The following is a 26,234-nucleotide window of genomic DNA, read 5'->3' on the forward strand; positions in this document are numbered from 1 at the left end:
CCTCCTCCAGCGCCGCGAAACGGGCGGCCTGCGCCTGTGCTTCCGTCTTCGCGGCGACAAGCCCACGGGCCTGCCGCTCGATCTCGCTGACCTGCAACCCCATGGTCTCGCGTTGCAGCCCGCGCTCGCGCTCGGCCAGCCGCAGCGCCGAGAGGGCGCGGTCCACCCGCTCGAACGGGTCCGCCTCGCGGGCGGGACGATGGGTCTCGGCCTCCAGTTCCGCGACCAGAAGCGCATCCTGCCGGTCGCGGGCCAGAAGACCCTCGGCCAGGGCCAGCACCGGATCGGGGGCCCGCCCAGGCATCGGCACCGCCGGGGCCCGGAGGATCGCCATGCCGACCAGCGCGCCAAGCCTGCCAAGCGCCGCGGCATCGGGGCCCCCGGTCTCGGGATCCGCCAGCAGGTCGATATCGACAAGATGCATCCGGCCCCGGTCCTGCCTGCGCCGACGCAACAGGGCCTGCGCCCATTGCCGCCAGTCATGCAGCGCCGCCTCTGCCCCCGGCGCGGACAGCAGGGCCGTCGCTAGGACCTGGGCCGGATCGCGCAGCAGCACAAGGGCCGTGCCCCCCGCCTCCAGGGCGGCCTCAGGCGTGGCGGCCGTCAGGGGGCGCCCCCCGAACATGTCCCGCACCCCGGCCAGCATCTCCGGCGTGATCGCCGGATCCCCCGGAACGAGGCGAAGGCCGACGAAGGACGTCTCAACACTCATCGGGCTGCCTGCCGTTGCTGGATCGTGGATCGGGCCCTCCGATAATCATATCGGCCTGCGGTTTTCCAGCCGGAACGCCCCGGACGCGCCTTTTCATGTGATGACCCCCTCTTCATGCGGCGGCCCCATCCGGCAGGGGATCGTATCCCAGCCGCCCGCACAACCCGACATAGGCGGCGCCCCGGCAATCCGGCAGCATCTCCTCGGGCACGGCCTTTTGCGGCCGCGGCCCGACGACGGGGCTGCTGCGCCCGCTGTCGCCCGTCAGCCGGGCGGCGGACAGCAGGTCCAGCGCCGCCGGATGGAACGGCAGCGCCAGGATGTCGCACAGGCGGCGCAGCGTCGCCTCGGGCGCAAGGACGAATTCCTCGTAGCGCAGGATGTCAAGCCCGGCATGCCGGTCGAGGAAGGCCGAATAGCGCTGGCTATATTCTTCAAGGGTGAAGGGGCTGAAATGGGTCCAGCGGTTGTTGCCCAGAGACAGGAAGGATTCCAGCGGATGCCGCACGGTCACGGCCGAAAGCAGCGGGAGTTCACCCGCCAGCATCTCGCGCAGCGAAGCCCGCGCCGCAGGATCGACCCCGGTGCAGAAATGCGAATGCGAATGGTCGCGGATGACCATCCGCATGCCCTTTTCCGCCAGCACGCCATGCGCGGCGAGGGTGCCGGCCCGGAACGTGGCCACAAGCACGTCCTCGGGCACGGGCCGTGGCGCATGGCGCATGGCAAGGATCAGATCCGACGGCGCGAACGGCGCCTTGCTGCCCGGGTTGCCGCGCAGGGTGCTGAGCGGGTCGATCTCGCTCAGCAGGACCACATTGGGCAGGACGGCCAGCGCCTTCGAGATCAGCGTCCCGCCGGTGCAGGCCATGTGGTGAATCATGCGCAGCGGCGGGGGACCCGCCTCGGGCCGGGCCGCCAGCCGACTGCATTGCTCGGCCAGGCTGGGCAGCGGCTCGGCGGGCAGGGCCGCAAGGGCGGGGCTGCGAAACCCGTCCAGAAGATCCAGCGCCTGTTCGACCTGATGCAGCAGGGGCGCAAGCGGAGAGCGGGGATCAGCCATTGCGGCTCCGACGCCGGGCCTTGGCGACTGGCCGCTCCGGGTCCTGCGCCGCGACCTGCGCGGTCGCCGGGGCCGCATCCGCCTGCGGGGCCACAAGCTGCAGGCGGTGCAATTCCTCGGCCGCCACCTGCAGATGGGGGGTCAGCTTGCGCAGCAGATCCTCGATCTCGCGGCGGCGGGCCTCGCTTTGGGCGAGGCTGCGGCGCAAATCGTCGAGATCGAGTTGCGCCATCGCCTGAAGACGCATCTGAAGGCTCAGATCCCGCCCGCCCTCCTCAAGCTTCTGGAGCGCGCTCTTGCGGGCCGTTTCGGCGGTGTCGCGTTCGGCGGTCACCGCTGCGAGGCGGGCCTGGGTGTCGTCGAGCTTCTGGATCGCGGCCTGGCGGGCCGTCTCGGCGGTATCGCGCCCGGCGGTCGCCGTCGCCAGACCGGCGCGGGCTTCGTCCAACTGCCGGACCGCCGCGTCGCGTTCGGCGGTTGCCGCCGCGAGGTCGACCTGGGTTTCGTCGAGCTTCTGGACTGCGGCCTGGCGGGCTGTCTCGGCGGTATCGCGTTCGGCGGCCAGCGTGGCAAGCTGGTCCCGCACCCCGAATGCGGTTTCCGGCAGGAACCACAGCACCGGCCAGTCGGGATCGGTCCGGTCCGCCCCGCAGATCCCGAAGCCCTCTTGCCCCAGCCAGTCCGACAGGGCGGACATGCCGGGAGACGCGGCATAAAGCGGTTCGGCCGGGGCGTGCAGTTCGATGGAACCCACAAGGCCAAGCGCATCGGCCTGCTTCCAGCCGTCAAGAATGTCCTGCTCGCTGCCGGGCGCGTCGATCACCAGATGCAGCGGGCCCTTCGGATTCCCCAACTCGCGCAGCAGGGTCCCGACCGTGATCCCATCGACCCTCAGGCCGGGCAGCGGGCGCACCCCCGGCATCAGCTCGGTCAGGCGATCCGGGGCCTGGATCCCGTTCAGCCGCGCCAGGCTGAACCGGCGCAGTTCCTGGCGGTCATCGGCCGCGCCGACCGCCGCGGCCAGGATCGTGACATTCGCCGCCCCTTCGTGCTGCCTGCGCAAAAGCGCCACAAGCTCCGGGTCCGGCTCGACCAGGACAAGCCGCTGGCCGGAGCCCGCCGGGGCATCATGGGCACCGCCCGCCCCGATCACGATCGTTGTGGCGGCATGGTCGAAAGGTTTGCGCAAAGGCATCAGGCATCGTCCCGGATTCGCTGGGCCCCGGGGCCGCTGGGGCGCCGGGGCCCGTGCATCATAATGGCCTCCGCCGTCGGCACCAGCGCTTTCGAGAACCGCGCGGCGGGAAGGGCATGGCGCTGGACAGTCACTGGATGCACGGCCCCGGCGTCGGCGCCACCATTGGGTGTGAATACGGTTTTTGCGATGGATATCGTGCTTTGTCCGCTGATCTTCTACTGGCTCTAAGTCAGACCTGGTGTTATAGGGGCGAAAGCTGGCTGAGCGGAGTTTGTTCTATGGAAAATGGCATACATTACAGGCATGTAGCGCGTCATATTTCTCTCCCCCCCCTACGGATCCCAACTGGATCAGGGCTGCGCTTTCAGACGAGATTGTTCTAAGAGAATTCCCGCATTTTTCAGGATGGAAAGTATCAGATGAGGAGCCAAATCTTATTGGAAAATTTTCTCCTAGAGACGTGAATTTCGAAAATGAGATAGCCTTGTTTGCAGGGACAAAAATTTCACTTCTTGGAATGAAGCAAGGAAGAACAAACGAGCGCCAGTATCATTTATTTAGAAATGCCATAATTACCCCGTTAGGTTCTGGATACATTCTTGAACATGCAGATGGGATATCAAGGTATTCTACGGCTCTTCCGAGGTGGAATTTTGAGGGGAAAAGGAATATTGGCGCAAGGTATGGAAGGGGGTATTTCTCATCTGATAGGTTTTCTTGTGACAATATTTGCCACTACACTTACGACCATATCGGCCGAGGTATTCTTGCAGTCCACGATGAAATCTCCCATGAAAGTGAAGTATTCATTACGCGATCCAATCGGCCATACAATCAATATATAAGAAAAAGTGTAATTCCGTTTTCAAGTCAGTTGGCGCGTGAAGAATCATATTACTTTGACGAATTAATTTTATCTAGAGACTCTTTCAAACATCTTTCTCATCCCGCACATTTCTGCGATCATACCATTATGTCCACTATTCGCGCAAAAATTCCGGCAGGTCGGCCATCGTCTGTCGGAAAATTGTATATCTCTAGAAAAGATGCAACAGCTCGACCTCTATTGAATGAGGGTGAATTGGAAGATGCGCTGAAACGATTGGGTTTTGAAGTTGTTGTTCTTAGCGAATTGAGCCCGGAAAAGCAAATCGATATCTTCTCTGGCGCGGATATTATTGTGGCTCCGCATGGGGCTGGACTAACATCACTCTTCTGCTGCCGGGCAGGCACAAGAGTTGTCGAGATTTTTGACCCTAACGTCGGCACTGCCGCATTTTGCGCGATCTCCAAATACTATAAGCTGCAATACGCTGCACTTTTTGGAACCTCTCAAGAAAATGGCTGGCTGATTGACGTAAGCAAAGTAACGGCCGCGGTTGAGTGAGGGGTGTTTCGATGGTTGGTGTAGAGGGTGCTAACGCCCAAGCATGCATATTCTGGGCATCAAACCATAAGAACAAACGCCTATAATAACTCCGGTCAATCCCTGCGAAGACCGCCCGTCTTCGCCGCGAGTTCCCGGAACAGGGCCTCGTAACGCCGGGCCTGGGTCGGGAAGGCCAGCATCTCTTCGGCATGGGCCCGGCAGGCGGCCTTCATGCTCCGGCCCGTCAGCACCTGGGCAATGCCGCGCGCCAGACCCGGCACATCGCCGACCTCGAACGTGTAGCCCGTCTTGCCGTCGACCGCGAGATCCGGGATCGCACCCGTCTTGAAGCCGACCACCGGCACCCCGCAAGCGATCGCCTCGGCCGCCGTATTGGAGAAGGTTTCCTCGAGCGAGGGCACGACCACCACATCGGCGCAGGAGTAGGCCCGGGCAAGCTTGTTGTTGTCCGAAATATACCCAAGCGCCTTCTTGTCGAAAGGGATGGAGGCCGTGGCCGGGGTCTCGTTCCCGACCAGCATGACGAAGGGATCGCCGCCCATGGCCTTCGTGTCGAGCAGCTTCATCGCCGCGACGATTTCCCTGTAGCCCTTCACCTCGCTGGAAAAGGAGGGAACATAGCCGATGATCTTGCGATCGAGGGGCAGGCCGAATTCCTTGCGCCGGGCCATACGGTCATAGGGACGGAAGACATCGGTCTCGATCGAATTCGGGATGACCTCGATCCGGCAGTCCCGGAACAGCGGCGCCTGGGCCAGAATGCGGCTGGAATGGTTCGAGATCGCCACCAGCGTCAGATTGGAAAAATCGTAGCAGGCCCGTTTCATCGCCAGCACGGTCGACGGGTAATCCGCATGGTCGGGCGCAAGCTGGGAACAGTTGCGGCAATCCTGCCGCCAACGGTCGCAGCCATGGAAGAAATGGCACCCCCCCGTGATCGGCATCATGTCGCGGATCGTCATGACCACGGGTTTGCCGCTGCGGGTCAGCGCCGCGATGTTTTCCAGCGAGAGAAAGCGCGCATGCCAGTGCAGGTTGATCACGTCATAGGGTTCGACCATGCGCAGGAGGTCGGCATTCGGGATGTGATCGTCATTGATGGTGAAGATCGTCAGCCCGGGCTTCGGCGGCCCTTGCAGGCGGCGCCAGTTGGCATTGTCGCCCGACGGATGCCTGATCACGGTGACATCGGGTTCACTTTCATGGTTGCGGACAGTGGTGAACATATGTGGGACGACCGTGGTCTCCCGCAGACCCCGGTGGACCCGGAACGCCGCGTAACCCGCCCCCTGGATTGTCGAGGAGGAAAACAGCGCCGCCCGGATCCGGGGGGCCGTCACCTTGTCGATCAGCGCACGCAACCCCGCCATCTGCGCGTCGGCCGAAAATCGCTCCAGCCGCTCTTCGGCATAGGCCCGGTTGTCGGCAAAGGTAGAGCCGTCGCGCCACATGTCAGCCAGCGCCCCGGCAAGCGCGCCGGCATCGGCATGGGGAACGATGCGGGCGAACCGCTTCTCGTCGCCGATCACCTCGGGCAGGCCGCCGGCATCCGTGGTGATCACCGGCAGACCGGCCGCAATCGCCTCGAGCAGCGCAACCCCGAAAGTTTCGGACTTGACCACTGGGCCGCTGCTGTAGGTCGATGGATGCACGAACAGGTCGAAGCCCGCCATGAAGCCGGGCTCGGCACTGAAATCGACAAAGGGAACGAAGGAAACATGCGCGCCCAGACCCAGCGATGAAACCTGGGCCTTCAGGCTTTCCAACTCGTCGGCACCGTTGCCATAGACGATGGTCAGATGCACATCCGGCGTGCAGGTCTTGCGAAAGCGGTCGAGCGCGTCGATCAGGAAGCGATGGCCCTTCCAATCGATCAGACGCCCGATCGAGAGCAGCTTCAGTGTCCGGCTGTGGTCATAATAACCGCCAGTCTTGCGATGCGCGAAGAAACGGTCATTGACCACGTTGTGCAGCAGTTGGATGCGGCTTTCGGGCACGCCATTGGCCAATAGTTCCTGCCGCAGGTAACCGGAAACGGCAGTAAAGGCGGTGTCAGGTCGTCTGGAAAACCGTTCCACGACGTGCTGGCGGTAGTCCTGCTTGTCGCGCAGCGAGAAAGCGTCGATCCCGTGGCACATGCTGATCGTGGGAATCTCGATCCCGAGACTGCGGGAGCGTTGGGCCCATTTCCATTCGTTGAGTGCGAAATGGCCGATCACAAGATCCGGCTTCAGGCGCTCGACGATATGTTTGTAGATCTGGCCTGCGATGATTTCCGGGAAATCGTTCCAGAACACCTGGATCGCCTTGTCGAAAGGCCGTTCCTCGCGCAGTTGCGCATGTTCGAACAGGATGAAACTGTCCAGATCCGGCTCAGCCTCCAGTCGGCTCAGAAGATCATAGACGAAGGTTTCCGACGGCGCGGAAAACACCGTGATGAAATGCAGGATCGTCTTGCGGGCCGATGGCTTGCGGCGAGAGAGGATCGCCTCGATCCGGCCGAGAATCTCGGAAAGCGGCCCGGCCTTGGTTTCGATCTGAAAGCAGCGGCGGTCCATATGCAGAAGATCGGCCAGGCGGATGAAATCCGGGAAGACCGTCACCGCTTCCGCCGCCTTGAGGCGGAAATTGCCGCGGTCGCGCATGCAATGTTCGGCATAGCGGCGCAGGGCACCAAGGACGGCAGGTTGATCATGATATTTCATCGCAACATCATGCAGCGCCGCGGTCCTGGCCTTGTTGAACCGGAACATGTAGATTGCCTCGGCATCCGCCTCGGTGATCCCGGGGAAAAGCTGCCGGTAGCTGCGGACCACCTCGCCGATGAAAAGCTTGCGATGGGCCTCACTGGTGCCGGACGACAGCCCGCCGGACGACAGGGTGAACAGCGGCTGCGCCAGCGGCAGGAAGGGCTCTCCCATCAAGAAGGCCCGCCGCATCCAGACCGCATCGCTTACGATCCTGTAGCCTTCGTCATAAGGGCCGACACGATCATAGCATGCCCTGGGCGCAAGAAACGTATTGTGGCAGATATGCAGATGGCCGAACAGGATGCCCTCGTTGATCGGCATCGTCGGCAAGGGCGTCTTGTCCGCGAAATAATCGGTATGGACGATGACCTCGCCCCCGGCCTCCTGCGCCCGGGCCAGGGTGCGGCTGACGAATTCGGGATCATACATGTCGTCCGAATTCAGCAGGCAGATATAGTCGCCCTGCGCCGCGGCAATGCCCTTGTTCATCGCCGAATAGATGCCGCCATCCGGCTCCGACACGAAATAGGCCAGGTGGTCGGCATTGGCCCGGATGACATCCAGCGTGGGTTCGTCGCTGCCGCCGTCGATGATGATATGTTCGATATTGCCCCAGCTTTGCGCCCGCACGGAATCGATGCAGCGTTGCAGCGTGACGGCATTGTTCCACACCGCCGTCACGATCGAGACCAGCGGCCCCTCTCGCCGCTCCGGTTTTCCGGTCAACCGCATCCCGCCCTCAAGCTGGCGGCGGCCGGTGATGTCCGGCAACTTCTCGAACATACCGGCACGAAAGTCTGACGCATTGCCGTAGAACCAGGTCTTCGGCGCCAAAGCCTCGGCCTTCCCCATGGGATGGCTGCCGTCGGCCCCGGTTTCCAGGTGCAATGCGGCCAATCGGTCGTAAAGCGACAGGATCTGCCTCACCTGCCCGGTCTCACCCGTCGATGCCTGCCGGGATGGGCCGCCAGGCTGCTGCCCTGGCGAGCTGGCCGCACGAGAATAATGCGAGAAGGCTTCGCGGATCGCCTCAGCGGCGAGAAGAAATTCCATAGTTTTGCTACCGAACCGGGTGAGGACAGGTGTGATCGCTCCCGAATACTTGATCTGATGCGGGAATGTCAGGCCCCAAAACCTCGTTCGGCGGGAACCCTCTGAGTCTGTCGAAGGCGCCCGTCGGCGGTTGGTGCTGTCGTTGCCCCGAACGGCATCGACGCGCCAAGGCGGGACCGCATCGGGAGGTCATGGCCCGATCTGATGCATCCCTTTCCCTTTTGATTTCACGCCACGAGCCCGATCTCGTCGGTGCAGAGCGCATCGAAGCGGTTCATTTTTGCCTCAGCGGCTTCGGCGTGACGGCGTTTGCTGTCCCGTGCGCCGGACCGGATCATCCCCCGCGAGCACCGCGCGAGAGTATCAAGCAGCTATGCTGCGCCATTTTGCGCGATGGGATCAAGCAGCGCCGGTGAAAGACTGCCAGTTCAATGTCGTTACGCCCCGCCCCACGGGGTTCGGTGGAGAGTGTCGCAGCGGCCTTGAGACGGGGCGACAGGAGATTTGGGGGTACGAAACATATCGATAGGTCGATAAATATCGGCGCATTATTCTACATTTTTCGCAAATAAGCGCCGTGCCTGTCATCTGCATATAACATCCGATAATGTTGAATTATCGGATGTTGCTAGCAGAAGACCAAAGGGCGCGGCAATCGGACAGGCCTGTGTCGGATGACCGGGGTTCATGAGATTCCAAAGCGGTATTGATGAGATTGGGTGAGTCGGTATTTGTGAGACTGGCGTTGTTTCCCAGCTTTCTCGGCGATCCGGCGGACGCTCTCGTCATGCTGAGCGCGCCAGAACTGTGCAGCGATGCTTCGCATCAACGGGAAAGGCCCTGCATGAAGCGCCTCCCGGAAACGATCCGGCAAGCTGTTCATGGACGAAGCCACCGCCCCGGTGCTGGATCCGGGGCTCGGCGCGACTAAGACCGGATATCTCTGGGCGGTGTCCCGCGATGACCAGCCATGGGGCGGGGACGACCCTAGCATCAGATGGACGAATTAGTCGGCTCTGAATAGCGCTGAACACATTGATATTATTTGAATATCCGTCGGTTTTGTTGGCGTTGTATCGCAAGATTTCGTAATCTGGGCGCAGAAACCCTTCAATTTCGGATCGCCGATGAAGCCGCATTCCCGCGTCCGCGAACAGGATGATCTTATGCGCCCCCGGTTGGTCGACATGATCGACGCCCGGCACGAACTGGTGACGCTGGCGGCGCTGATCGACTGGGAGTTCTTCGAGCGGTAATGGGCCGAGTTCTTCCCCTCGGCGACAGGGCGCCCGGCGACATCGCCGCGTCTGGTCGCCGGTCTGATCTATCTGCAGCACGCTTTCAACCTGTCGGACGAGGCGGTGGTCGCTCGCTGGGTCGAGAACCCCTCCAGCACTTCACCGGAGAGACGTTTTTCAACACCGTTTGCCGATCGATCCGTCTTCGCTGGTGCGCTGGCGCAAGTGGATTGGCGAAGAGGGTGTCGAATGGCTGCTGACCAAGGCGATCGAAGCGGAGCGCATCCGGGACGATCACAGACAGCAGCCTGAAGCAGGTAGTCATCGATACCAGCGTGATGGAGAAGAACATCGCGCATCCGACGGATGCCCGGCTTTACGAGCGGGTGCGTGCCCTGCTGGCCGGTCTGGCGAAGAAGGCCGGGATCGAGTTGCGCCAGAGCTACGCCCGCCTCGCGCCGCGGCTCGCGGTCCAGGTTGGCCGCTGCGCCCATACCCGCCAGTTCCATCGCATGCGTAAAGCTCTGAGAACACTCAAGGGTTACACCGGGCGGGTGCGCCGTGACCCGCGCAGATACCTACAGGATATTCCCGCAGGCCCCCTGCGGGATCAGGTTCTGGAGGCGCTTCTGGCTGGTCGGTCGCCTGCTGGAGCAAGCGCCGAAGAGACGCGACAAGATCTATTCCCTGCACGAACCCGAGGCCGACGGCATCTCCAAGGGCAAGGCCCGGGTGCGATACGAATTCGGCACCAAGGTCAGCCTCGCCACCACCCTCGATGGTGGCTTTGTCGTCGGCACCCGCAGCTTTGCGGGCAATCCCTATGATGGCCACACCCTGGCACCGGCGCTGGAGCAGGTCGGGATCCTGACCGGCACGAGGCCCGATCTTGCCGTGGTCGACTGCGGTTATCGCGGCCATGGCGTCGAGACCTACCGCGTCCTGATCAGCGGCCAGCGGCGCGGCCTTACCCCGGTTCTGGCGAAGCTCCTCAAACGACGAAGCGCCATCGAACCAGAGATCGGCCACATGAAATCAGACGGGCGACCGGCCAGATGCCCCCTGAAGAGCAGGGACGGCGATGCGCTCCTCGCCGTGCTCTGCGCCTGCGGCCACAACATCCGCAAGATCCTCGCCCATATCAGGCCTCTTTGCGCTCTCGTCACGCGTCTCATCCTGACGATCAGCGCCCCCAATGGCCGACGACTTCGCATGCTCAGTGCCGCATGAGGACCTTGTTCAGAACCGACGAAGAAGGGGGTCACAGCAACACTTATATTTCAGTTCACAGAGACAGCTCTGTGAACTGAAGCCATGCGCTTCAACCCTTCCGCCAGCCCGCCAAGGCCCGCTGAACTGCCGCCGGTTCCCGCTCGATTACCCGCAGCAGAGCCGCAGCTGGTCCGGAAACGCGTCGCTGTCCTTGTTCCCACTTTGCGGTATCCTGACAGGCTCATGCCCATCAGCGGAGCCATTTGGGCCTGTGTCAGCTTTGCCCGCGTCCTGACTTCGTGCGGATCGACAGGCGTGTGCAGGATTGCAGGGCCTTCACTCTTCGCATGGGCCAGAGCTTCGCCCATTGCTTGGATCAGATCGTCGCCAAAGCTGTTCATTTCTGTTCCTTCCTGTCCTTCCACTCGGCCTTAAGAGCGGCTGCGAGGGATGCCACGATGCGTTTTTCATCCGGGGTCATGTTGTCTTGCGCGTTTTTGGCATAGGCCAGAAGCGCGTAGAGCGGCATGGTCTCGTCCAGATAGTAGTAGATCGCCCGCGCCCCGCCGCGTTTGCCACGGCCTGAGGCCGCGAAGCAGACCTTGCGCACCCCACCCGTACCGGGGATTTCATCGCCAGACAGCGGGTTCTCTGCCAGAAAGTCGATCAGCTCACGCTTCTCCATCTGCCGGGTGAAGATCGGTGTTTTTGCTACTGACTGCATGAGTTAATGTAGCCCATCGGGTTACAAAAATCAAGCTCATGACCGTTCGAGCGTTCTTCGCCATATCGACCACAGGCACACATTTTTTCGTCAATATTCAAAGGGGGGTTAAGGCCGTAGATGGGGGCGACGAATACAAATTACATTTCCTGCCTACTTCTTCCCTCGGTGACTGCCCCCGCCTACTTCTTCCCTCGGTGACTGCCCCCGTGGCAGTCAGGTTCGGCCATGATGGCCGAAGCCGCGATCTGCACCGCAGACGCGCCATCAACGATTGCCAAAGGCGGTCCCCTGTGAAATGAAGGCGACCCCCTCGCCTCGGCATCCGCCGCATCATTCTTCTTACGTTTGACAAAAGGCTTCACGTAAGCGGGCGGAATGAGCCTGACGTCATGGCCAAGCTTGGCCAGCTCCCGACCCCAGAAATGCGCACCTCCACAGGCCTCCATCGCCACGACGCGAGGCTGCAACATCGCAAAAATCCAACACCTGTGCGCGCCGCAGCTTCTCTGGACGTGCTGGCGGGGATGCTCGCCGAGCTTGACCGGCAGATCGGTGCACTGGACGCCGATATTGATCGCCGCGCGCGAGAAAGCGAGGTGGTGACTGTGCTTAACGCCCTGCCCGCACCAGCGGCTTGCTACCCTTCGCGGGCGACCCTTTCCACTTGCTGAATATCTGCACATTACAGGAAAAGGAGGTGCATCATGCCCAACCTGCCAGAGTTCAAGGCCGCCGATCTGACCCGGAACACGCCCGGGCTGTTCGAGGCAGCCATTCGGTCGCCGGTCGCGATCACCAAGCACCGCAAGCCCAAGTTCGTGCTGATGAGCATTGGCCGCTACGAACAGATCACCGGCCAGAGCAGCCAGCAGGCCCACACACTGGACGACATGCCCGCCGATCTCAAAGCCATGATGATCGCGGCGCTGAAGGAGGATCTGGCTGGTGAAGAAGACGAGTAAGCCCCTCGCTGGGGACGTGTTCAGGTATCCGTTCCTGTGGAAGCGTCAGTAACTCGCCGGGGAAACGGAGGGCCGGAAATCTCGCCCGGTCTGCGTCGCCATCACCACGGCAAGCCGGGAAGGCGAAACGATCCTGTTCATCGTGGCGATCACCACCCAGCCCCCGCAGGCAGGCCGCGCCGCCATCGCCGTTCCCCAGATCGAAGCCAGGCGGATCAAACTCGACAGCCATACCGAAAGCTGGATCATGCTTGCACTCAACGGCCACGGTCGCGGTCATATCGCCAAGCACCATGGTGTAGGGGGTGCTGCCAAACAGGATCGCTACACCAGTGTTCCAGGCATCGGGGTTGTGCGAGGGCAGGATCGACCCGCCATCAATGGTCAGGGATATGACCGCATCGCCCGAGGTGAGGGTCAGCGTCCCTTGCCAATGGCGGGGTTTTGCGCGGTTGCGACGCTTCAGTCGCAGCTCTTGGCTCCCAGGGCGATCGCATCATGCCCCGAGATCAGATAATAGTCCCGGGTGATCATCCGCGCCTCGGACATGAACCAACGGCGCATCGCGGCCGGATAATAGCTGGCCATGGTCTGGCTGACGCGCTCGAATTCGCTTCGTGGCAACGGCAGGCCCGGCAGGCTCGAACTCGGCCCATGGAAACCCAGCCGGGCCGAAGGGCTGACACAGGTTTGCGGCAGGCCGAGATAAAGCGTGCAGGCGGAAATGCAGATGCCTTCGATGCGGATCCGCGTGCCCTGGGCACGCAGCCGCTCAACGCTGCGGATCCGTTCCTCGACACCGCCGCCCAGATCGTGGCGCACGACGAAGGCCGGGGCGGGTGGCGCCCCCAGGGGCAAGACCACGCAGGCGGCGAGAACCGCGCGCCGCAACCCGCGGCGGACGGCAGGCCCCCAGGCCGACGGGGACGGCGACTTGCCGATCGCATGAGCATCACGGGATACCGGAACTCTGAACATGGAACACCTTCCCTGTCACCGAAGCGAAACCCTCGCGCCCCCAGGCGCGCAGCAGGTCAAGGCAGATGCCCGCGCGGTGGAAGCTCGATAGGTCGGGGAAGGGAACACCGTCGCGGCGGCGGCTTTATGGCCGGACTGCGCCAGCACAATGGCGAACCGCCGCGACTTGTCTCAATCACGGCATTTCAGCCGCCCAGGGCCGCGCCCCGGGGGCCACAACGAGACGGGGCAACGAAAAAACGCGCCGGGGCTGTCCCCGGCGCGTCTGTCATGGAATTCGTTCGGTGCTCTCGGAACGGGAAAGCCGTGGCGAAGGATCAGGTCCCGCTGGCGTCGACCGCCGGCGCCGCCGGCGCCTCGACCGCAGAGGCGACCGCCTCATAGGACACGGCCTCACCGGCCGAGATGGCGCTGGCCAGGTTGGTCACGGTCGTTGCCAGCCCGGTCAGGCCGTTCGTCCGGGCCGTGCTGGCGACGGTCGAGAGGGCCTGGCTGACCGCAGCCTGGACAGCCACAGCCGCCGGGGTGCCGATCACGCTATTGGAGACCTGGGTCAATTCGGCCGCGACCGCAGACAGGACGGATGCGACCTGGGCAGGCGGTGCAGCCGCGATGATGGCTTGCACCACCGCAACACAGGCATCCGAGCTTCCACCGGAACAGGCGGCCTGAATCTGTGCGACTTGCGCCTCGCTCAGGCCCGACACATCCTGAGCCGAACCAAGGCCCGGCGCGGTGAATGCGAAGGCTGCTGCGATGGCCACCGCGCGAAAATCAAAGAAGGCAGGCATCTGTTCGCTTTCTCCTAAGATATGAGTAAAATCACCAGTCAATTGCACTCTGGCCATTCAAAACCGTGGCCTCGCAAGATGGTCAGACATTATCTTGCAAACCGTTATCATGCAAATCCTATAAGCCTTGCCGAACGTTCCGGTGGATTGTCCGATTGACGCTGTGTCAACGCGACATTCGATGGTAGGACTGCAAATTGAGGCGGCAGAGATGCGCGGCATGAAACGTCGGGACAAAAAAAGTCATTCGTATATAACGGCTTGCTCTATCACGATCTGTTTTCTGGTTCTGGTTGCGGCGGGGGCGGGCTTCCTGCGGGAATACCGGGCGGCGGTTTTTCTGCGCGGATCTTATACCGAAACGCTGCTGGACATGCGCCAGTTCGACCCGGAATCGGCCCCGCAAACCGCACGCTCGCTGCGCGAACTGCTCATGCATTGTGCATATGTCATTCCCCGCAATGCTGCGCTGCGGCTGAACGAATCACTCCAGCAAGAGGTTTCGGCCCGCTGCGCGGCCATAGCCAGGGCGGTGCTGGCGCGCAGCCCCGCCTCGGCCCGGGCCCGGGCCATGGCGCTGATCGCGACGCCGCAGATCAGCGCCGGGGACTATCGGCTGGCCCAGGCCGCCGCGCCTTTCGAACCCTGGCCGCTCGGCACGCGGCTTCTGGCGGCCGAACGCCTGGCGGCGACGGGCGCGGATCTGCCCGATGCCCTGACGCGGGCCATCGGCGAGGATGCGGCGAACGGCCTGCGCTCGATCTGGGGGCGGGAGCTGCTGGCCGGGATCTGGCTGCGCGAGGAAAGCCTGCGCGACGTGATCCTGGCCGCCGCCGAGACCCGCCCCCCCGAGGAACAGCGCGCCTTCCTGCAAATCCTGCGGAGCGGGGCCTCCGATGGCTGAAACGCAACGCCGCCAAAGCCGGATGGGACGGCTGAACGACCGCATCGCCGTGCTGATCGCCGTGATGGCGGTGCTGAGCGCGGTGCCGGTGGCCAGCGCCCGGCCCAGCCTGTGGCTGCTCTGGTCGGGGCTGATCGCCGCGCTGGCGGGCTGGTGGCTGTGGCGCGCGGGCCGGATCGCGCCGCGGCGCCCCTTGCGCATGGCGGGTTTCCTGCCGCTTCTGGGCCTGGCCCTGCTGGTGCCCGCCTTCGCCGTGCTGCAGTCGCTGCCGCTGGCGGGGGGGCTGCCCGATGTCCTGACCCGGATGCGCCCAGGGATGGAGGAGCTGCGCGGTCAGGCGATCTCGGTCCTGCCCGGGGCAAGCTGGCTGGGGGCCGTGCGCTTCACCGCCTGGCTGATCCTGCTGGCGCTGGTGATCGAGGTCACCACCCGGCGCGACAGGATGCTGCGGATGAGCTGGATCCTTTTCATCGGCATCACGCTTCAGGCCATATGGGCCCTGGCGGCCTTGCAGCTTCTTGGCGACATCGCGCTCTTCGGCGAGAAGCAAAGCTACCAGGGGGCGGCGACGGGCAGTTTCGTCAACCGCAATTCGCTGGCAACCTTCCTGGGCTTCGGGCTGGTCCTGGGCGCCACCCTGCTGGGGCGCCGCCTCGGCCAGCCGGCGCAGCGGCAGTCGCGCCTGCCGGGGCTGGCCGAAAGGCTCGGCGCCGGGAGCGCCCTCGTGCTGGTCTCGATGCTTCTGATCGCGCTTGCCCTTGTCGCGACCCAGTCGCGGCTCGGCAGCCTCGCGGCGCTGGCCGGGCTGGCGGTTACCACGCTCTCGCTGCTGCTGGCCCATCGGCGGCTGAGCCCGCGGACCGGGCTGATCCTGTTCGGGGCCTGCCTTGCCGCCGCCGCGCTCTTGCTGCTTCTGGGCCAGGACGGGCTGAGCGAGCGGCTGCTTCTGGTCGAGCGCAGCGGGGACGAGCGGCTGACGCTTTATCGCCAGATCCTCGGCATGATCGCGGTGCGGCCCCTGACCGGCTTCGGCTTCGATGCCTTCGGCCCCGCCTATGAGGCCTTCCGCGCGCCGCCCCTGAACACCGGGGTGCATTACGACCTGGCCCATAACAGCTATCTGGCGCTTTGGGCCGAGCTGGGGTTGGTCGTGGGGTCGATCCCGCCGGTCCTTCTGGCGGTCTGCGGCATCCTGCTCTGGCACCGGCTGCGCGCGGGCGAGGATTTCCCCGCCGCCGCCGCCGCCGGGCTGGGGGCGCTGGTGCTGGCGGCTGTGCATTCCCTGGCGGATTTCAGCCTGGAGATTCCGGCCAATGTCTTCGTCTTCGTGGTGATCCTCGGCATGGGCCTGGCCCGGCGGTCCCGCCCCGCCGAGCCCCCGCCCCTGCCACCAACCCCGGCCTCGCCGGAGGCCGGGCCGGGCGCCAGATTGGCCCTTCCGCCCCGGCCGGAGGCGGACAGGCCATGAGCGGTCCGGGCCATCCGCCTGTCCCGGGGGGACAGACCAACCCATGGCGACGGCTTCTGTGGAAGCGGTTTTTCGGCTCCCCCCTTCTCGGACGCCGACTTTTCGGGCGGGGCGGCGAGGGCGTCGCGCTGGCGCCGCTCGATCCCGATGCCGGGCCGGTCTATGCGGTCGGCGACATCCATGGCTGCCGCAGCCTGCTGGCCGGGCTGGAGGAGGTGATCCGCGCCGATGCCGCCGCCTTCCCCGGCAGGCCCCGCATCGTCCTGCTGGGCGACATGATCGACCGCGGGCCGGATGTGGCCGGGCTGATCGACGACATCCTGCGCCCGTTGCCCTGGGGCGAGCGGCTGGCGATCCGTGGCAATCACGAGGCGATGATGCTGGCTTTCCTGGCCGATCCGCAGCGGCGCGGCGACTGGCTGACCCATGGCGGTTACGAGACCCTGCGCTCCTACGGGCTGGCGCTCGACCCGGCCGGGCTGGCGCGGCTGTCAGGGCGGCGCCTGGGGCAGATGCTGGCGGCCCATCTGCCCGAAAGCCATCTGGCATGGCTGCGCGCCCTGCCCCATGGCTTCTTCCTGCCCATGGCCGAGACGACCTGGGTGCTTGCCCATGCGGGCCAGGACCCGGCCCGGGTCCTGGCCGACCAGCCCCCGGACGTCCTGATCTGGGGCCAGCCCCCCGGCCAGACATCCGGCAGGACCGAGGGCCACGGACAAGGCACCCCCCCCCGCAGGCTGGTCCATGGCCATGTCATCCGCGACGAGGTGGATCTTTCGGCCCAGGATATCGGGGTCGACACCGGGGCCTGGAGAACTGGCCGACTGAGCGCGCTCCGCCTTGTTCCGGGCCATCCTGCGCAGCTTCTCGTCCAGGCAGGCGCCGCCGTGCCCTCCGCCTTGGGCCCGCCAATCGTTTCCACCGGCATTTCAGCACAATAACGAAGGGTATCGCTTTGGATACGACCGAGATCGACCTGAGGGAAATCGTCGCCATCTTCAAACGGCAACGGCGGCTGATCGTCGCCACGATCGGCCTGTGCCTGGGGCTCGCCCTTGCCTTCATCCTGACCGCGACGCCGCTCTACCGGGCGACGACGCTCCTCCTGCTGGACGGGCGGGAGACCAACCTGCTCGACCCCGGCACGGGGAGCCAGGCCCAGAGCGCGGTCCTCAATGCCCGCGTCGATGGCGAGGTCGAGATCCTGCGCTCGGACGCCACGGTGCTGGCGGTGGTCGGTGCGGCGGATCTGATCCGCGATCCCGAATTCGGACCCCAGCTGGGCTGGCTGGAAAAGACCCGGATCGCGCTTGGCATCGAGACCGACGGCAACGACCTGCGCCGCAGGTTCGGCCTTTCGCCCCGCCCCCCCCAGAGCGAGGCCGATCTGGTCAAGGCCAGCATCGGCAGGCTGAAGGGCGCGATCACCATCCGCCGCCAGGGCCTGACCTATCTGATCGCGGTCTCGGCGGAATCGGCCAGCCCCGAACGCGCGGCGGCGATCGCCAATATCTATGCCGACACCTATATCCAGCGCCAGATCGCGGCCAAGACGCGATCGCTTCTGGATGCGCGCGACGTGCTGAACCGCCAGTTGGCCGAGGCGCAGAACCGCCTGGTCCTGGCCGAGAATGCGGTGAACGGCTTCATCGAGACCAACCTGGCACAGTTGGAACGCGAAAGCGGCGATCCGGCCGTGGCCGAGCTGCGCCGCAGCCTCGAAGCCGCCCAGGCCCGGCAGGCCGAGATGGCCGGGCGCCTCGCCGGGGCCGAGGGCGCGATCGCGGCCGGAAACTGGGACGCGGCCGCCAGCAGCCTCGGCGATGCCGCCATGGCCGAGCTGGCCCGCCAGCGCACGGAGCTTGAGCGGCGCCTGGCCGGGACGGTGGCGGGCACGACCGAGGCGGTGGATCTCGCCTCGGAACTGGCGCGGATCGAAACGGATCTCTCCGCGCGCTCGGATCTTGCGCGGGCGGAACTCGAGGAGGGCCTGGCCCTGGGCGGCAGCCTCGAGGCCGAGACGCGGGACGCACTGCGCTCGACCCTGCTGCAATCGGGGCTTTCGGCCGAGATGCTGAGCGAGCTTTTCAACCTGCAACAGACCGCGACCAATGCCCGCAACCAGTATCAGACCCTGCTGGCGCGCGAGCAGGACATGGGCACCCTGGCCAGCCTTCAGGTCGCCGATGCCCGCATCGTCTCGGAAGCCCTGCCGCCCGATGGCGCCGCCGCGCCGAACAGGCGCATGATCCTGATGCTGGCGCTGGTCGGGGGCCTGGGCCTTGGCGTGGCTTTGGCCTTCCTGCGCGAATTCTACATCGGCGGGATCACCTCGGAGAGCCAGTTGCGCAACATCTTGCAATTGCGCGTGCCGGCAACCGTGCCCCAGAGCGAGCCCCCCGAGGGCGGATCGCTGGCCGATACCATCGTCACCGCGCCGATGTCGCCCTATGCCGAGACCTTCCGCAAGCTGCGCGCCGTGATCGACATGGATGATGCCCGGGGCGATGCAAGGGGCGAGGCGAGCGATATCGACGGCCCCCGCGGCCATGCCGGGCGCGGCAGTCCACGCGGCCGGGTCCTGCTGATCTCTTCGGCCCTTCAGGCCGAGGGCAAGACCACGACCGCCGTCGCCCTGGCGCGGACCTACGCGCTTTCCGGGCTGAACACGCTGCTGATCGACGCCGACCTGCGCAAGCCCGCCATCGCCGACCGGCTGGGGGTTTCCAGCAGCGTGGGGCTTCTGGACTACCTCAGCGCGCCCGGCGATGAAACGGCGACCGATCTTCAGGTGGCGCGCGACCCGTTGTCGGCGCTTGTCGTGCTGACGGCGGGCGGGCGCAGCGCCACGCCCACCGATCAACTGGTCAACAGCCCCGCCTTCAACGGGCTGATCACCGGGGCCAGGCAGCAGTTCGACATCGTGATCATCGACAGCCCGCCGCTTCTTCCGGTGGTCGATACCCGCTATCTGGCCCGCCATGCCGATGGCGTGGTCCTCGTGGTCCGCTACGGCACGACCACCCAGGGCGAGGCGCGCGAGGCCGCCGGGCAACTGGCCGAGATGAAACGCCCCGATGCCCGGATCTATGCCGTCCTCAGCCATGCCGAGCGCGACGGCAAGGGATATGGCCGCTATTATTCCTATTACGGCAAGGACGAGGACTGAACCGCCCCGGCGTCAGGCGCACCCGGGCCCGCCGACCGCGTGACGACCCGCCTCAGGCCCCGGCGGCGCGCCGGGCCAGCCAGCCAAGAAAGGCCCGGTCCGGCGCCCGCAAGGGCACCCGGCCCCCGGCCTGCCACTGATCCTGCCATTCGGCCACCCGGGCGTGAAGATCCTCGCCCGGGGCCAGATCGCGCGCCCGCTCCATCGCGCCCGAGGAAACCAGCGGCAGGTCGGCTGGGGCCTTCCTCGGCCGCAGGCGCAAGATGTCGCCGGGCTGTTCCTCGATACGGTATTCGGGCAGCAGATCGGCCGCGATCATGTCGCGGATCATCTTGCGAAACACCCGCAGGGGCGAGGCCGAGCCGGATTTATGGTGCAGCACCGCGACCGAGACCCGCCATTCCGGCTGATGGCCGCAATGCTTGCGCGCCAGCTCGTAGACCCGGCGCTCCAGCGGCTTTCGCAGCCGGAAGTAATCGCGCGAAAGCGTCAGCACCGATTTTGCCAGCACCGCGCGGTAAAGCCATTCCGACAGCGTCACCGCGACCGAGACCATCCGCCCGCCTTTCGACTTGCGCACCACCTCCCAGGATTCGATCAGGCCGAAGCCGCGGGTGACCTCGATCCCGCCGGTGGCGATATTGGTGGTGATGCGGGTGCCCGACAGCCGCTCGAAAGCCTCGCACAGCCGCCGGTAGGCATCGCCGCTGGTCTCGCGGTTGGTGGCGACCAGCAGGTCATGCGCGCGCAGATGCAGCGTCCGCGCCAGTTGCCGCCCCGCGTTCAGCGCCGCCATCAACTGGCTGATGCAATAGATCAGGATGTCCTTGTCATGGATCGTCGCCAGCCCCTTGACCGAAGGCGTCACCGTGATCCGCGCGCCGTTATGGGCATAGTCGAGGATGCGCAGGTCGGGCTTGGTCGACAGCGAGAACAGCGGATGCTCCATCGAGGCCAGATCGTCCTTGGGATGGGCGTCGAAGATGTCGCAGATGAAGAAATCGCCCTGCGGATGGCGGTCGGGCAGTAATGTCGTCATCGCCGCCCTCTCCCGCCCCTGCCCGTGCCACACCCCCGGAGCCCGGCCGTCATCCCGCCTCTGCGCCTGCCTCGCGGGGCCGCCTTGCGCCCCGGATCCTGCCCCCAGATTCTGCCTCGGATTCGAGATCTCCGGATTCGGGGTTTCAGTGACGCCACCCTAAAGTTATCCACAGACCCTGTCCAGAACCCGAACCGCAGGTTTCGAGGGATCAGAGTCGCCCCTTCGGGGGATCGGAATCGCCACATTCGTGGTTACAGAGTCGCCCCTGGCCGGAATTTCACGATATTTACTTTCAATATCATGACATTGCCTGAAGGAAGATTTTCCTTAACAGAATCTATAACCAAAAATAACTTGAGCAGGATCTGCGCGCGATACCCGAAACCGGGTTCCTGCGGTCCCATCCGCGTTGAAAATGCATAGAAATCGCAGAGAAGATCATCAAAACATTTCCATGTGCCGATAATTTGCGTATATCTGCATAAAATGCGAACATGGCGGCAGGTGATGTCAAATTCCGATCTTCCCCCCTATTTCAACATCCATCCCGACGCGAGTCTCGAGGATCTTGGCTCCCCCGCCACCACCGGGCTTTTCGCAAATCTCGCCGCCGCCTGCGCCCGGGGACGGGACGATCTGGCCGCCCGGGGCCTCGACGACCAAGGCACGCGGCGCCTGCGCGAATTCTCGACCTGGGAGATCACCCGCTACCTGATCCCGGTGGCGACCGCGCATTTCCGCCGCGTGCTGAAGGCCAATCCCAACCTGCCGCAGGGCCGCGCCCAGGTCGAGGGCGGGACGCGCTGGTTCACGCTCGACGAGGTGCTGCGCCTGCGCGCCTTCTTCGCAGCCGAAGGCAACAAGTCGAAGGAATACCTGCCCTGGCGTCCGAAGGGCCTGCCCGCGAAACTGGTCGCGGTGGCGAATTTCAAGGGCGGCGTCGGCAAGACCTCGACCGCGGCGCATCTGGCGATGTCGGCGGCGCTCGACGGCTACAAGGTGCTGGTGATCGATCTCGACAGCCAGGGCTCGATGACCTCGATCTTCGGCGGCCGGGTCAAGGACGAATGGCAGACGGTGTTTCCGCTGCTGGCGCGCCATTACGCCCGCCACCTTCATGCCGAGAATGCGGTCCGGCTCGACCGGGGCGAGCCGCCGATCCCGGTGGACGAAACCCTGGCCGAGGCGCTGAAGCTGGGCGCGGACGATGTGATCCAGAACACCCATTGGCCGAATATCGACCTGATCGGGGCGCAGTTGAACCTTTACTGGGCCGAATTCCAGATCCCGGTCTGGCGGATGCAGGCCCGGCGCTGGAAGCTGTGGGATGCGCTGACCGAGGTGCTGGCCGAGGACGGGGTGCTGGACCGCTATGATCTCGTGATCCTCGATACCCCGCCCGCGCTTGGCTATCTGACCATCAACGGGCTGGCGGCGGCCGATATCCTGCTGGTGCCCACCGGCGCCTCGTTCCTGGAGTTCGATTCCACGGGACGGTTCTTCGACATGCTGCATTCGACCTTCTCCTCGATCGAAGAGGGCGAGAACCTGGCCGCCCGCGCCCTGGGCCGGGCCGAACTGCATTTCGAATGGGATGCGGTGCGCGCGGTGGTGACGCGGTTCGACGGCGCGCAACAGGCCGAGATGGCCGCGCTGATGCAGGTATGGATGGGGCGCAATCTGGCGACGGTGCGCCAGGGCTTCACCGCGCTGATCGGCCAGGCCGCCGAACAGGTCGCCGGGATCTACGAGGCCGACTACCGCGACTTCAACCGCGAGACCTATATCCGGGGCCGCGAGACCTTCGACGACACCTATGCGATGGTGAAGCGCCTGCTGATCGGCAGTTGGCGGCGCGACGAAAAGGCGGCGGCAGGATGACGGTCACCGGCCCTGCCATGCGATCCGCCTTCGGCGCCGTGACTTCTGGGGCAGATGCCGGATATGGTTTCGCATGCGAAACCGGACCGTTCCGGCAGGGGGGAAAAGCATGGCCCGCAAACGTCTGAGCCTTCCTTCCGGCGATGAGTCCCTGTCGCTGACAGGCGGCGGCGATGCTCCGCCCCCCGCCCCGGGGCTGGGCCGGACGGCGGGCTTTTCCCCGGCACCCATCGCCCAGGTGGCGGGGGATGCCGCCGCCCGCGCTGCGCTGGAAGACCTTGCCGCCGAGGTGGAGCGCGCTCGCGTCTCGGGCCGGATGATCCAGGCTATCCCCTTGGCCGCGGTGGACGAGACCTGGCTACACCGTGACCGGATGGAGGCCGATCCCGGCGATATGGAGGATCTGATCGCCTCGATCCGGGCGCGCGGCCAGCAGGCCCCGGTTGAGCTGGTCGCGCAGGACGGCGGACGCTACGGCCTGATCTCGGGCTGGCGGCGGCTGAGGGCGCTGCGGCAATTGCATGGCGAAACCGGCGAGGCGCGTTTCGCCACCGTGCTGGCGATCCTGCGCCGCCCCGAAACCTCGGGCGAGGCCTATCGCGCCATGGTCGAGGAAAACGAGATCCGCTCGGGGCTGAGCTATTACGAGCGCGCCCGCATCGCCGCCCTTGCCGCCGAGGCGGGCGCCTTCACGGACGCCCGTGCCGCGATCGCGGCGCTGTTCGCGGCGGCCAGCAAGGCGAAGCGCTCGAAGATCGGCAGTTTCCTGTCGCTCCATGCCGCGCTTGGCGACCGGCTGCGCTTCGGTTCCGCCATCCCCGAGCGGCTGGGGCTGAAACTGGCGCAGGCCATCGCCCAGGAGCCCGAAAAGCTGCAAGGGCTGAGAGAGCGGCTGCTTGACCCCGGCCCCGTCGATGCCGCAGCGGAACTGGGACTTTTGCAAGATGCGGTGGCGCAGGGCAAGGCGAAGGTCGTGCCGCGCGCCCGGGTGGAGATCCGTCCGGGCCTGTGGCTTGAAACCGGGCCCGGCCGGGCCGTCCTGACCGGAGAGTCGGTGGATCCGGCCTTCCAGGCCGAGCTTATGCGATGGCTGGGGAAGATGCCCCGCTAGGGGCGGCAGGATCGGGAGGGGATTCCGGTAGCCTGTCGACGGATCATCTGCCGGTCATCGGGTTTCCCGGGGATTTCCGCTCCCCGGGGGCCGCTGCCGCTGCATCGCTATTAACTCAAAATTTAGAAGTTATGTCCGATCTTGCGATTCCATGCCGGAATGCGCTGCATGCATGCCGCCGATCCCGGGTTTGCCCAAAAACCTGAAATTTTCCGGGAGATGTCAGTGAAAGGCCGATATGCCGACAATGCTGGCGCCGCGCTGAGGGGTGAAGACGCCTGTCTGAGATTCGAGGCCGGAACCTATCGCCGTTTCGGCAAGCGCGGGCTGGATGTGGCGCTGGTCCTGCTTTCCGCCCCGGTGACGGTGCCGGTCATCCTGGTGCTTGCGCTTCTTGTCAGCCTGTCGGGCGGCGCGCCGCTGTTCGGGCATCGGCGCATCGGGGTCAATGGCCAGCCGTTCCGCTGCTGGAAGCTGCGCAGCATGGTGATCGATTCCCAGGAACGTCTGGCCCGTCACCTGCGCGAAAACCCGCAGGCGCGGGCCGAATGGGACGCCACTTTCAAGTTGACGGATGATCCCAGGGTCACCCGTTTCGGCGCCTTCCTGCGGGCGACCAGCCTTGATGAGCTGCCGCAGCTTTGGAACGTGCTGAAGGGGGAGATGAGCCTTGTCGGACCCAGGCCGGTCACCGAGGTCGAGCTTTTGCAATATGGCGAGGCGCGGCGCTATTACGAGGCCGTGCGCCCCGGCCTGACCGGCCGTTGGCAGGTCAGCGGACGCAATGACGTCAGCTATGCCGACCGGATCGCGATGGACAAGGAATATGTGTCCGAAATCGGCCTGGTCGCCGATCTCCGCATCATCTTCCAGACCTTCTTCGCCGTCATCGCCCGGACCGGACGGTAACGGCCCGGGCCCGCCCCCCGGTCGTTTACGCCCAATCCATCTGCGCCAGATAGCCCTCGATCAGGGGCACGTCCGAGGGATTGTTCAATTCCCAGAATTTCGCGCCGGGCGCGCTGACCTCGACGGTCTCGACCGGATGGCCGTTCTCCAGGAAGCGCAATTGTTCCAGCCCTTCCAGGCTTTCCAGCGGTCCCGGCGCCCAGCCGGTATAGGCCGCCAACGCGGGGGGGCGGTAGGCGTAGAGCCCGACATGGTGGAAGACCGGCACCGCGCCATCGACCACGCCGCGCCCGTTGGTGAAGGGGATCACTTCCTTCGAGAAATAGAGCGCCCGGCCCAGCCGGTCCGAGACCACGGTGGTCGCCCCCACCCGTCCCGCCGCGCGATCGGCGATGAAGTTCCTGACCGATTCCGCATCGCAGCGCAGGACCGGGGTGGCGATCCCGGCCTCTGGACGGGCGTGCATGTGCCGGATCAGCGCGGTGACGAAACCGGGAGGCGTCAGCGGCGCGTCGCCTTGCAGGTTCACCACGATTTCGGGCGCCAGCCCGGCATTGGCGACGGCCTCGGCCACGCGCTCGGTGCCGTTGCGGCAGCTTTCCGAGGTCATGATCACCTCGGCGCCGATGCGCCGCGCCTCGTCGGCGATGCGGCTGTCGTCGGTGGCGACGTAAAGGCCGATGCCGCCGCCCGCCTCCTCGACCGCGCGGCGCCCGGCGATGACCGAACGCTCCAGCAGGCTGCGCGAGACGCCGCCTGCGCCTTTTAGCATCGCCAGGGGCTTGCCCGGATAGCGGGTCGAGGCATGGCGGGCAGGGATGATGATGACCGTGTCCATCACAGCCCCTTCGACAGCGCGTCGAAGGCGCGCAACTGCCCGATCAGGTCGGCCAGCCGGTCCAGGGGCACCATGTTCGGCCCGTCCGAGGGCGCGTTGTCGGGGTCCTGGTGGGTCTCGATGAACAGGCCCGCCACGCCGACCGCGCAGGCGGCCCGCGCCAGCACCGCGACATATTCGCGTTGCCCGCCGGTGGCCCCGCCAAGCCCGCCGGGCCGCTGCACCGAATGGGTGGCGTCGAAGATCACCGGCCAGCCGGTCTCGGCCATCCGCGGCAGGCCGCGGAAATCGGTCACCAGCGCGTTGTAGCCGAAAGAGGTGCCGCGCTCGCACAGCATGATGCGCCGGTTTCCGGTCGATTCCACCTTGGCCGCGACATTGTCCATGTCCCAGGGCGCCAGGAACTGGCCCTTCTTGATGTTGACCGCGCGCCCCGTGGCGCCCGCCGCCAGCAGAAGGTCGGTCTGCCGGCACAGGAAGGCCGGGATCTGCAACACGTCGCAGACCTCGGCCGCAGGCGCGCAATGGCCGGGCTCATGCACGTCGGTCAGCACCGGCACGCCGAATTCGCTGCGGATCCGGTCCAGGACCTCCAGCCCCTTTTCCATGCCGAGGCCGCGCCTGCCCGACAGCGACGACCGGTTGGCCTTGTCGTAGCTGGCCTTGAAGATGAATTTCGTCCCCGTGGGGGCGCAGGCCGCCGCGATGCGCTCGGCCATCATCCTGGCGTGATCCAGGCTTTCCAACTGGCAGGGGCCAAGGATCAGCGCGATCGGATGGGCGCCCCCGAAGGGGATGTCGCCGATGGTGACGGTCTTTGGGTCCATGTTCCGCTCCC

General features: G+C 65.1%; 22 protein-coding genes and 3 pseudogenes. 12 read left to right on the top strand and 13 right to left on the bottom strand.

The genetic code is table 11. The features are described 5' to 3' along the window. The 3 genes from ABNX41_RS16520 to ABNX41_RS16530 form a co-directional block, all read right to left on the bottom strand. Positions 1-712, bottom strand: a 712-nt coding sequence (locus ABNX41_RS16520) for a hypothetical protein (RefSeq protein ID WP_438670817.1), incomplete at its 3' end; no start/stop codon positions are given. Positions 713-824: 112 nt separating this feature from the next. Next, positions 825-1,775 carry a sulfotransferase family protein gene (locus tag ABNX41_RS16525; protein WP_438670818.1) on the bottom strand — a complete coding sequence of 317 codons (951 nt, stop codon included), beginning with the start codon at positions 1,773-1,775 and terminating at the stop codon, positions 825-827. Next, positions 1,768-2,970 carry a class I SAM-dependent methyltransferase gene (locus ABNX41_RS16530; RefSeq protein WP_438670819.1) on the bottom strand — a complete coding sequence of 401 codons (1,203 nt, stop codon included), beginning with the start codon at positions 2,968-2,970 and terminating at the stop codon, positions 1,768-1,770. The genes ABNX41_RS16525 and ABNX41_RS16530 overlap by 8 nt, the downstream gene beginning before the upstream one ends. 274 nt (positions 2,971-3,244) lie before the next feature. Here ABNX41_RS16530 and ABNX41_RS16535 point away from each other — a divergent pair, with 274 nt between their 5' ends. Next, positions 3,245-4,360 (top strand): glycosyltransferase family 61 protein, encoded by a 1,116-nt coding sequence (locus ABNX41_RS16535; protein ID WP_438670820.1) that lies wholly within the window; start codon positions 3,245-3,247, stop codon positions 4,358-4,360. A gap of 95 nt (positions 4,361-4,455) precedes the next feature. Here the strand turns inward: ABNX41_RS16535 and ABNX41_RS16540 are convergent, their stop codons facing one another. After that, positions 4,456-8,040: a glycosyltransferase gene (locus ABNX41_RS16540; protein ID WP_438670821.1), complete on the bottom strand. Its 3,585-nt coding sequence runs from the start codon at positions 8,038-8,040 to the stop codon at positions 4,456-4,458. A 317-nt stretch (positions 8,041-8,357) separates the two neighbouring features. Between ABNX41_RS16540 and ABNX41_RS16545 the strand changes: the two genes are divergently transcribed. The 3 genes and pseudogenes from ABNX41_RS16545 (at position 8,358) to ABNX41_RS16555 (ending at position 10,634) form a co-directional block, all read left to right on the top strand. Continuing rightward, positions 8,358-8,582, top strand: coding sequence for a hypothetical protein (locus ABNX41_RS16545; RefSeq protein ID WP_438670822.1), 225 nt, complete (start codon positions 8,358-8,360; stop codon positions 8,580-8,582). A gap of 450 nt (positions 8,583-9,032) precedes the next feature. Continuing rightward, positions 9,033-9,155 (top strand): annotated as a pseudogene (locus ABNX41_RS16550) (IS66 family transposase); the annotation flags it as partial. A 138-nt stretch (positions 9,156-9,293) separates the two neighbouring features. Further along, positions 9,294-10,634: pseudogene (locus ABNX41_RS16555) on the top strand (IS5 family transposase). 50 nt (positions 10,635-10,684) lie between these two features. Here ABNX41_RS16555 and ABNX41_RS16560 read toward each other — a convergent pair. The 3 genes and pseudogenes from ABNX41_RS16560 to ABNX41_RS16570 form a co-directional block, all read right to left on the bottom strand. After that, the gene (locus tag ABNX41_RS16560; RefSeq protein ID WP_438670823.1) at positions 10,685-11,017 is read right to left on the bottom strand and encodes a hypothetical protein; all 333 of its coding nucleotides are present in this window, start codon (positions 11,015-11,017) and stop codon (positions 10,685-10,687) included. Further along, entirely contained in the window at positions 11,014-11,340 is a 327-nt protein-coding gene (locus ABNX41_RS16565; protein WP_438670824.1) for a type II toxin-antitoxin system RelE/ParE family toxin, read from the bottom strand. Before ABNX41_RS16565 ends, ABNX41_RS16560 begins: the two co-directional genes overlap by 4 nt. Positions 11,341-11,654: 314 nt before the next feature. Beyond that, positions 11,655-11,850: pseudogene (locus ABNX41_RS16570) on the bottom strand (IS110 family transposase); the annotation flags it as partial. Between the two features lie 197 nt (positions 11,851-12,047). On the opposite strand from ABNX41_RS16570, the gene ABNX41_RS16575 reads away from it, so the two are divergent. Continuing rightward, positions 12,048-12,305 (top strand): type II toxin-antitoxin system Phd/YefM family antitoxin, encoded by a 258-nt coding sequence (locus ABNX41_RS16575; RefSeq protein WP_438670825.1) that lies wholly within the window; start codon positions 12,048-12,050, stop codon positions 12,303-12,305. Positions 12,306-12,350: 45 nt separating this feature from the next. Here the strand turns inward: ABNX41_RS16575 and ABNX41_RS16580 are convergent, their stop codons facing one another. From ABNX41_RS16580 to ABNX41_RS16590, 3 genes are all read right to left on the bottom strand, one after another. Next, positions 12,351-12,554, bottom strand: coding sequence for a hypothetical protein (locus tag ABNX41_RS16580; RefSeq protein WP_438670826.1), 204 nt, complete (start codon positions 12,552-12,554; stop codon positions 12,351-12,353). Positions 12,555-12,767: 213 nt separating this feature from the next. Next, on the bottom strand, positions 12,768-13,283 hold the full coding sequence (locus ABNX41_RS16585; RefSeq protein WP_438670827.1) for a hypothetical protein: 516 nt from the start codon (positions 13,281-13,283) through the stop codon (positions 12,768-12,770). Between the two features lie 317 nt (positions 13,284-13,600). Continuing rightward, on the bottom strand, positions 13,601-14,131 hold the full coding sequence (locus ABNX41_RS16590) for a hypothetical protein (protein ID WP_438670828.1): 531 nt from the start codon (positions 14,129-14,131) through the stop codon (positions 13,601-13,603). Positions 14,132-14,294: 163 nt separating this feature from the next. Between ABNX41_RS16590 and ABNX41_RS16595 the strand changes: the two genes are divergently transcribed. Genes ABNX41_RS16595 through ABNX41_RS16610 form a run of 4 tightly spaced genes read left to right on the top strand, consistent with a single transcriptional unit; the run spans position 14,295 to position 19,615 of the window. After that, on the top strand, positions 14,295-14,978 hold the full coding sequence (locus ABNX41_RS16595; RefSeq protein ID WP_438670829.1) for a hypothetical protein: 684 nt from the start codon (positions 14,295-14,297) through the stop codon (positions 14,976-14,978). Continuing rightward, positions 14,971-16,446, top strand: coding sequence for an O-antigen ligase family protein (locus tag ABNX41_RS16600; protein ID WP_438670830.1), 1,476 nt, complete (start codon positions 14,971-14,973; stop codon positions 16,444-16,446). The genes ABNX41_RS16595 and ABNX41_RS16600 overlap by 8 nt, the downstream gene beginning before the upstream one ends. Further along, complete coding sequence (locus ABNX41_RS16605; RefSeq protein ID WP_438670831.1) at positions 16,443-17,387, top strand: metallophosphoesterase; 945 nt, start codon at positions 16,443-16,445, stop codon at positions 17,385-17,387. Before ABNX41_RS16600 ends, ABNX41_RS16605 begins: the two co-directional genes overlap by 4 nt. Before the next feature lie 14 nt (positions 17,388-17,401). Then, positions 17,402-19,615 (top strand): GumC family protein, encoded by a 2,214-nt coding sequence (locus tag ABNX41_RS16610; RefSeq protein ID WP_438670832.1) that lies wholly within the window; start codon positions 17,402-17,404, stop codon positions 19,613-19,615. Positions 19,616-19,667: 52 nt separating this feature from the next. Here the strand turns inward: ABNX41_RS16610 and ABNX41_RS16615 are convergent, their stop codons facing one another. Beyond that, entirely contained in the window at positions 19,668-20,654 is a 987-nt protein-coding gene (locus ABNX41_RS16615) for a replication initiator protein A (protein WP_438670833.1), read from the bottom strand. A 510-nt stretch (positions 20,655-21,164) separates the two neighbouring features. On the opposite strand from ABNX41_RS16615, the gene ABNX41_RS16620 reads away from it, so the two are divergent. The 3 genes from ABNX41_RS16620 to ABNX41_RS16630 all read left to right on the top strand — a co-directional run bounded on the left by ABNX41_RS16620 (position 21,165) and on the right by ABNX41_RS16630 (position 24,558). Beyond that, the gene (locus ABNX41_RS16620) at positions 21,165-22,538 is read left to right on the top strand and encodes an AAA family ATPase (RefSeq protein ID WP_438670834.1); all 1,374 of its coding nucleotides are present in this window, start codon (positions 21,165-21,167) and stop codon (positions 22,536-22,538) included. Positions 22,539-22,647: 109 nt separating this feature from the next. Continuing rightward, on the top strand, positions 22,648-23,649 hold the full coding sequence (locus ABNX41_RS16625; protein WP_438670835.1) for a ParB N-terminal domain-containing protein: 1,002 nt from the start codon (positions 22,648-22,650) through the stop codon (positions 23,647-23,649). A 225-nt stretch (positions 23,650-23,874) separates the two neighbouring features. Continuing rightward, the gene (locus ABNX41_RS16630) at positions 23,875-24,558 is read left to right on the top strand and encodes a sugar transferase (protein ID WP_438670836.1); all 684 of its coding nucleotides are present in this window, start codon (positions 23,875-23,877) and stop codon (positions 24,556-24,558) included. Between the two features lie 25 nt (positions 24,559-24,583). On the opposite strand, the gene ABNX41_RS16635 is transcribed toward ABNX41_RS16630, so the two are convergent. Both ABNX41_RS16635 and kdsA read right to left on the bottom strand, forming a co-directional pair. Next, complete coding sequence (locus tag ABNX41_RS16635) at positions 24,584-25,396, bottom strand: 3-deoxy-manno-octulosonate cytidylyltransferase (protein ID WP_438670837.1); 813 nt, start codon at positions 25,394-25,396, stop codon at positions 24,584-24,586. After that, positions 25,396-26,223, bottom strand: coding sequence for a 3-deoxy-8-phosphooctulonate synthase (kdsA, locus tag ABNX41_RS16640; protein ID WP_438670838.1), 828 nt, complete (start codon positions 26,221-26,223; stop codon positions 25,396-25,398). The genes ABNX41_RS16635 and kdsA overlap by 1 nt, the downstream gene beginning before the upstream one ends. Positions 26,224-26,234: the final 11 nt, after the last annotated feature.

Source organism: Pseudogemmobacter sonorensis (assembly GCF_042762395.1).
GTDB classification, from domain to species: Bacteria; Pseudomonadota; Alphaproteobacteria; order Rhodobacterales; family Rhodobacteraceae; genus Pseudogemmobacter; species Pseudogemmobacter sonorensis.

Coding starts and splice junctions, on each gene's coding strand:
- ABNX41_RS16635 (WP_438670837.1), bottom strand. CDS start 25,396: ATGGACACGGTCATCATCATCCCTGCCCGCCATGCCTCGACCCGCTAT.
- ABNX41_RS16560 (WP_438670823.1), bottom strand. CDS start 11,017: ATGAACAGCTTTGGCGACGATCTGATCCAAGCAATGGGCGAAGCTCTG.
- ABNX41_RS16620 (WP_438670834.1), top strand. CDS start 21,165: ATGTCAAATTCCGATCTTCCCCCCTATTTCAACATCCATCCCGACGCG.
- ABNX41_RS16525 (WP_438670818.1), bottom strand. CDS start 1,775: ATGGCTGATCCCCGCTCTCCGCTTGCGCCCCTGCTGCATCAGGTCGAA.
- ABNX41_RS16565 (WP_438670824.1), bottom strand. CDS start 11,340: ATGCAGTCAGTAGCAAAAACACCGATCTTCACCCGGCAGATGGAGAAG.
- ABNX41_RS16545 (WP_438670822.1), top strand. CDS start 8,358: ATGGCCCGATCTGATGCATCCCTTTCCCTTTTGATTTCACGCCACGAG.
- ABNX41_RS16590 (WP_438670828.1), bottom strand. CDS start 14,131: ATGGCCAGAGTGCAATTGACTGGTGATTTTACTCATATCTTAGGAGAA.
- ABNX41_RS16625 (WP_438670835.1), top strand. CDS start 22,648: ATGGCCCGCAAACGTCTGAGCCTTCCTTCCGGCGATGAGTCCCTGTCG.
- ABNX41_RS16585 (WP_438670827.1), bottom strand. CDS start 13,283: ATGTTCAGAGTTCCGGTATCCCGTGATGCTCATGCGATCGGCAAGTCG.
- ABNX41_RS16605 (WP_438670831.1), top strand. CDS start 16,443: ATGAGCGGTCCGGGCCATCCGCCTGTCCCGGGGGGACAGACCAACCCA.
- ABNX41_RS16615 (WP_438670833.1), bottom strand. CDS start 20,654: ATGACGACATTACTGCCCGACCGCCATCCGCAGGGCGATTTCTTCATC.
- ABNX41_RS16595 (WP_438670829.1), top strand. CDS start 14,295: ATGAAACGTCGGGACAAAAAAAGTCATTCGTATATAACGGCTTGCTCT.
- ABNX41_RS16530 (WP_438670819.1), bottom strand. CDS start 2,970: ATGCCTTTGCGCAAACCTTTCGACCATGCCGCCACAACGATCGTGATC.
- kdsA (WP_438670838.1), bottom strand. CDS start 26,223: ATGGACCCAAAGACCGTCACCATCGGCGACATCCCCTTCGGGGGCGCC.
- ABNX41_RS16575 (WP_438670825.1), top strand. CDS start 12,048: ATGCCCAACCTGCCAGAGTTCAAGGCCGCCGATCTGACCCGGAACACG.
- ABNX41_RS16600 (WP_438670830.1), top strand. CDS start 14,971: ATGGCTGAAACGCAACGCCGCCAAAGCCGGATGGGACGGCTGAACGAC.
- ABNX41_RS16580 (WP_438670826.1), bottom strand. CDS start 12,554: ATGATCCAGCTTTCGGTATGGCTGTCGAGTTTGATCCGCCTGGCTTCG.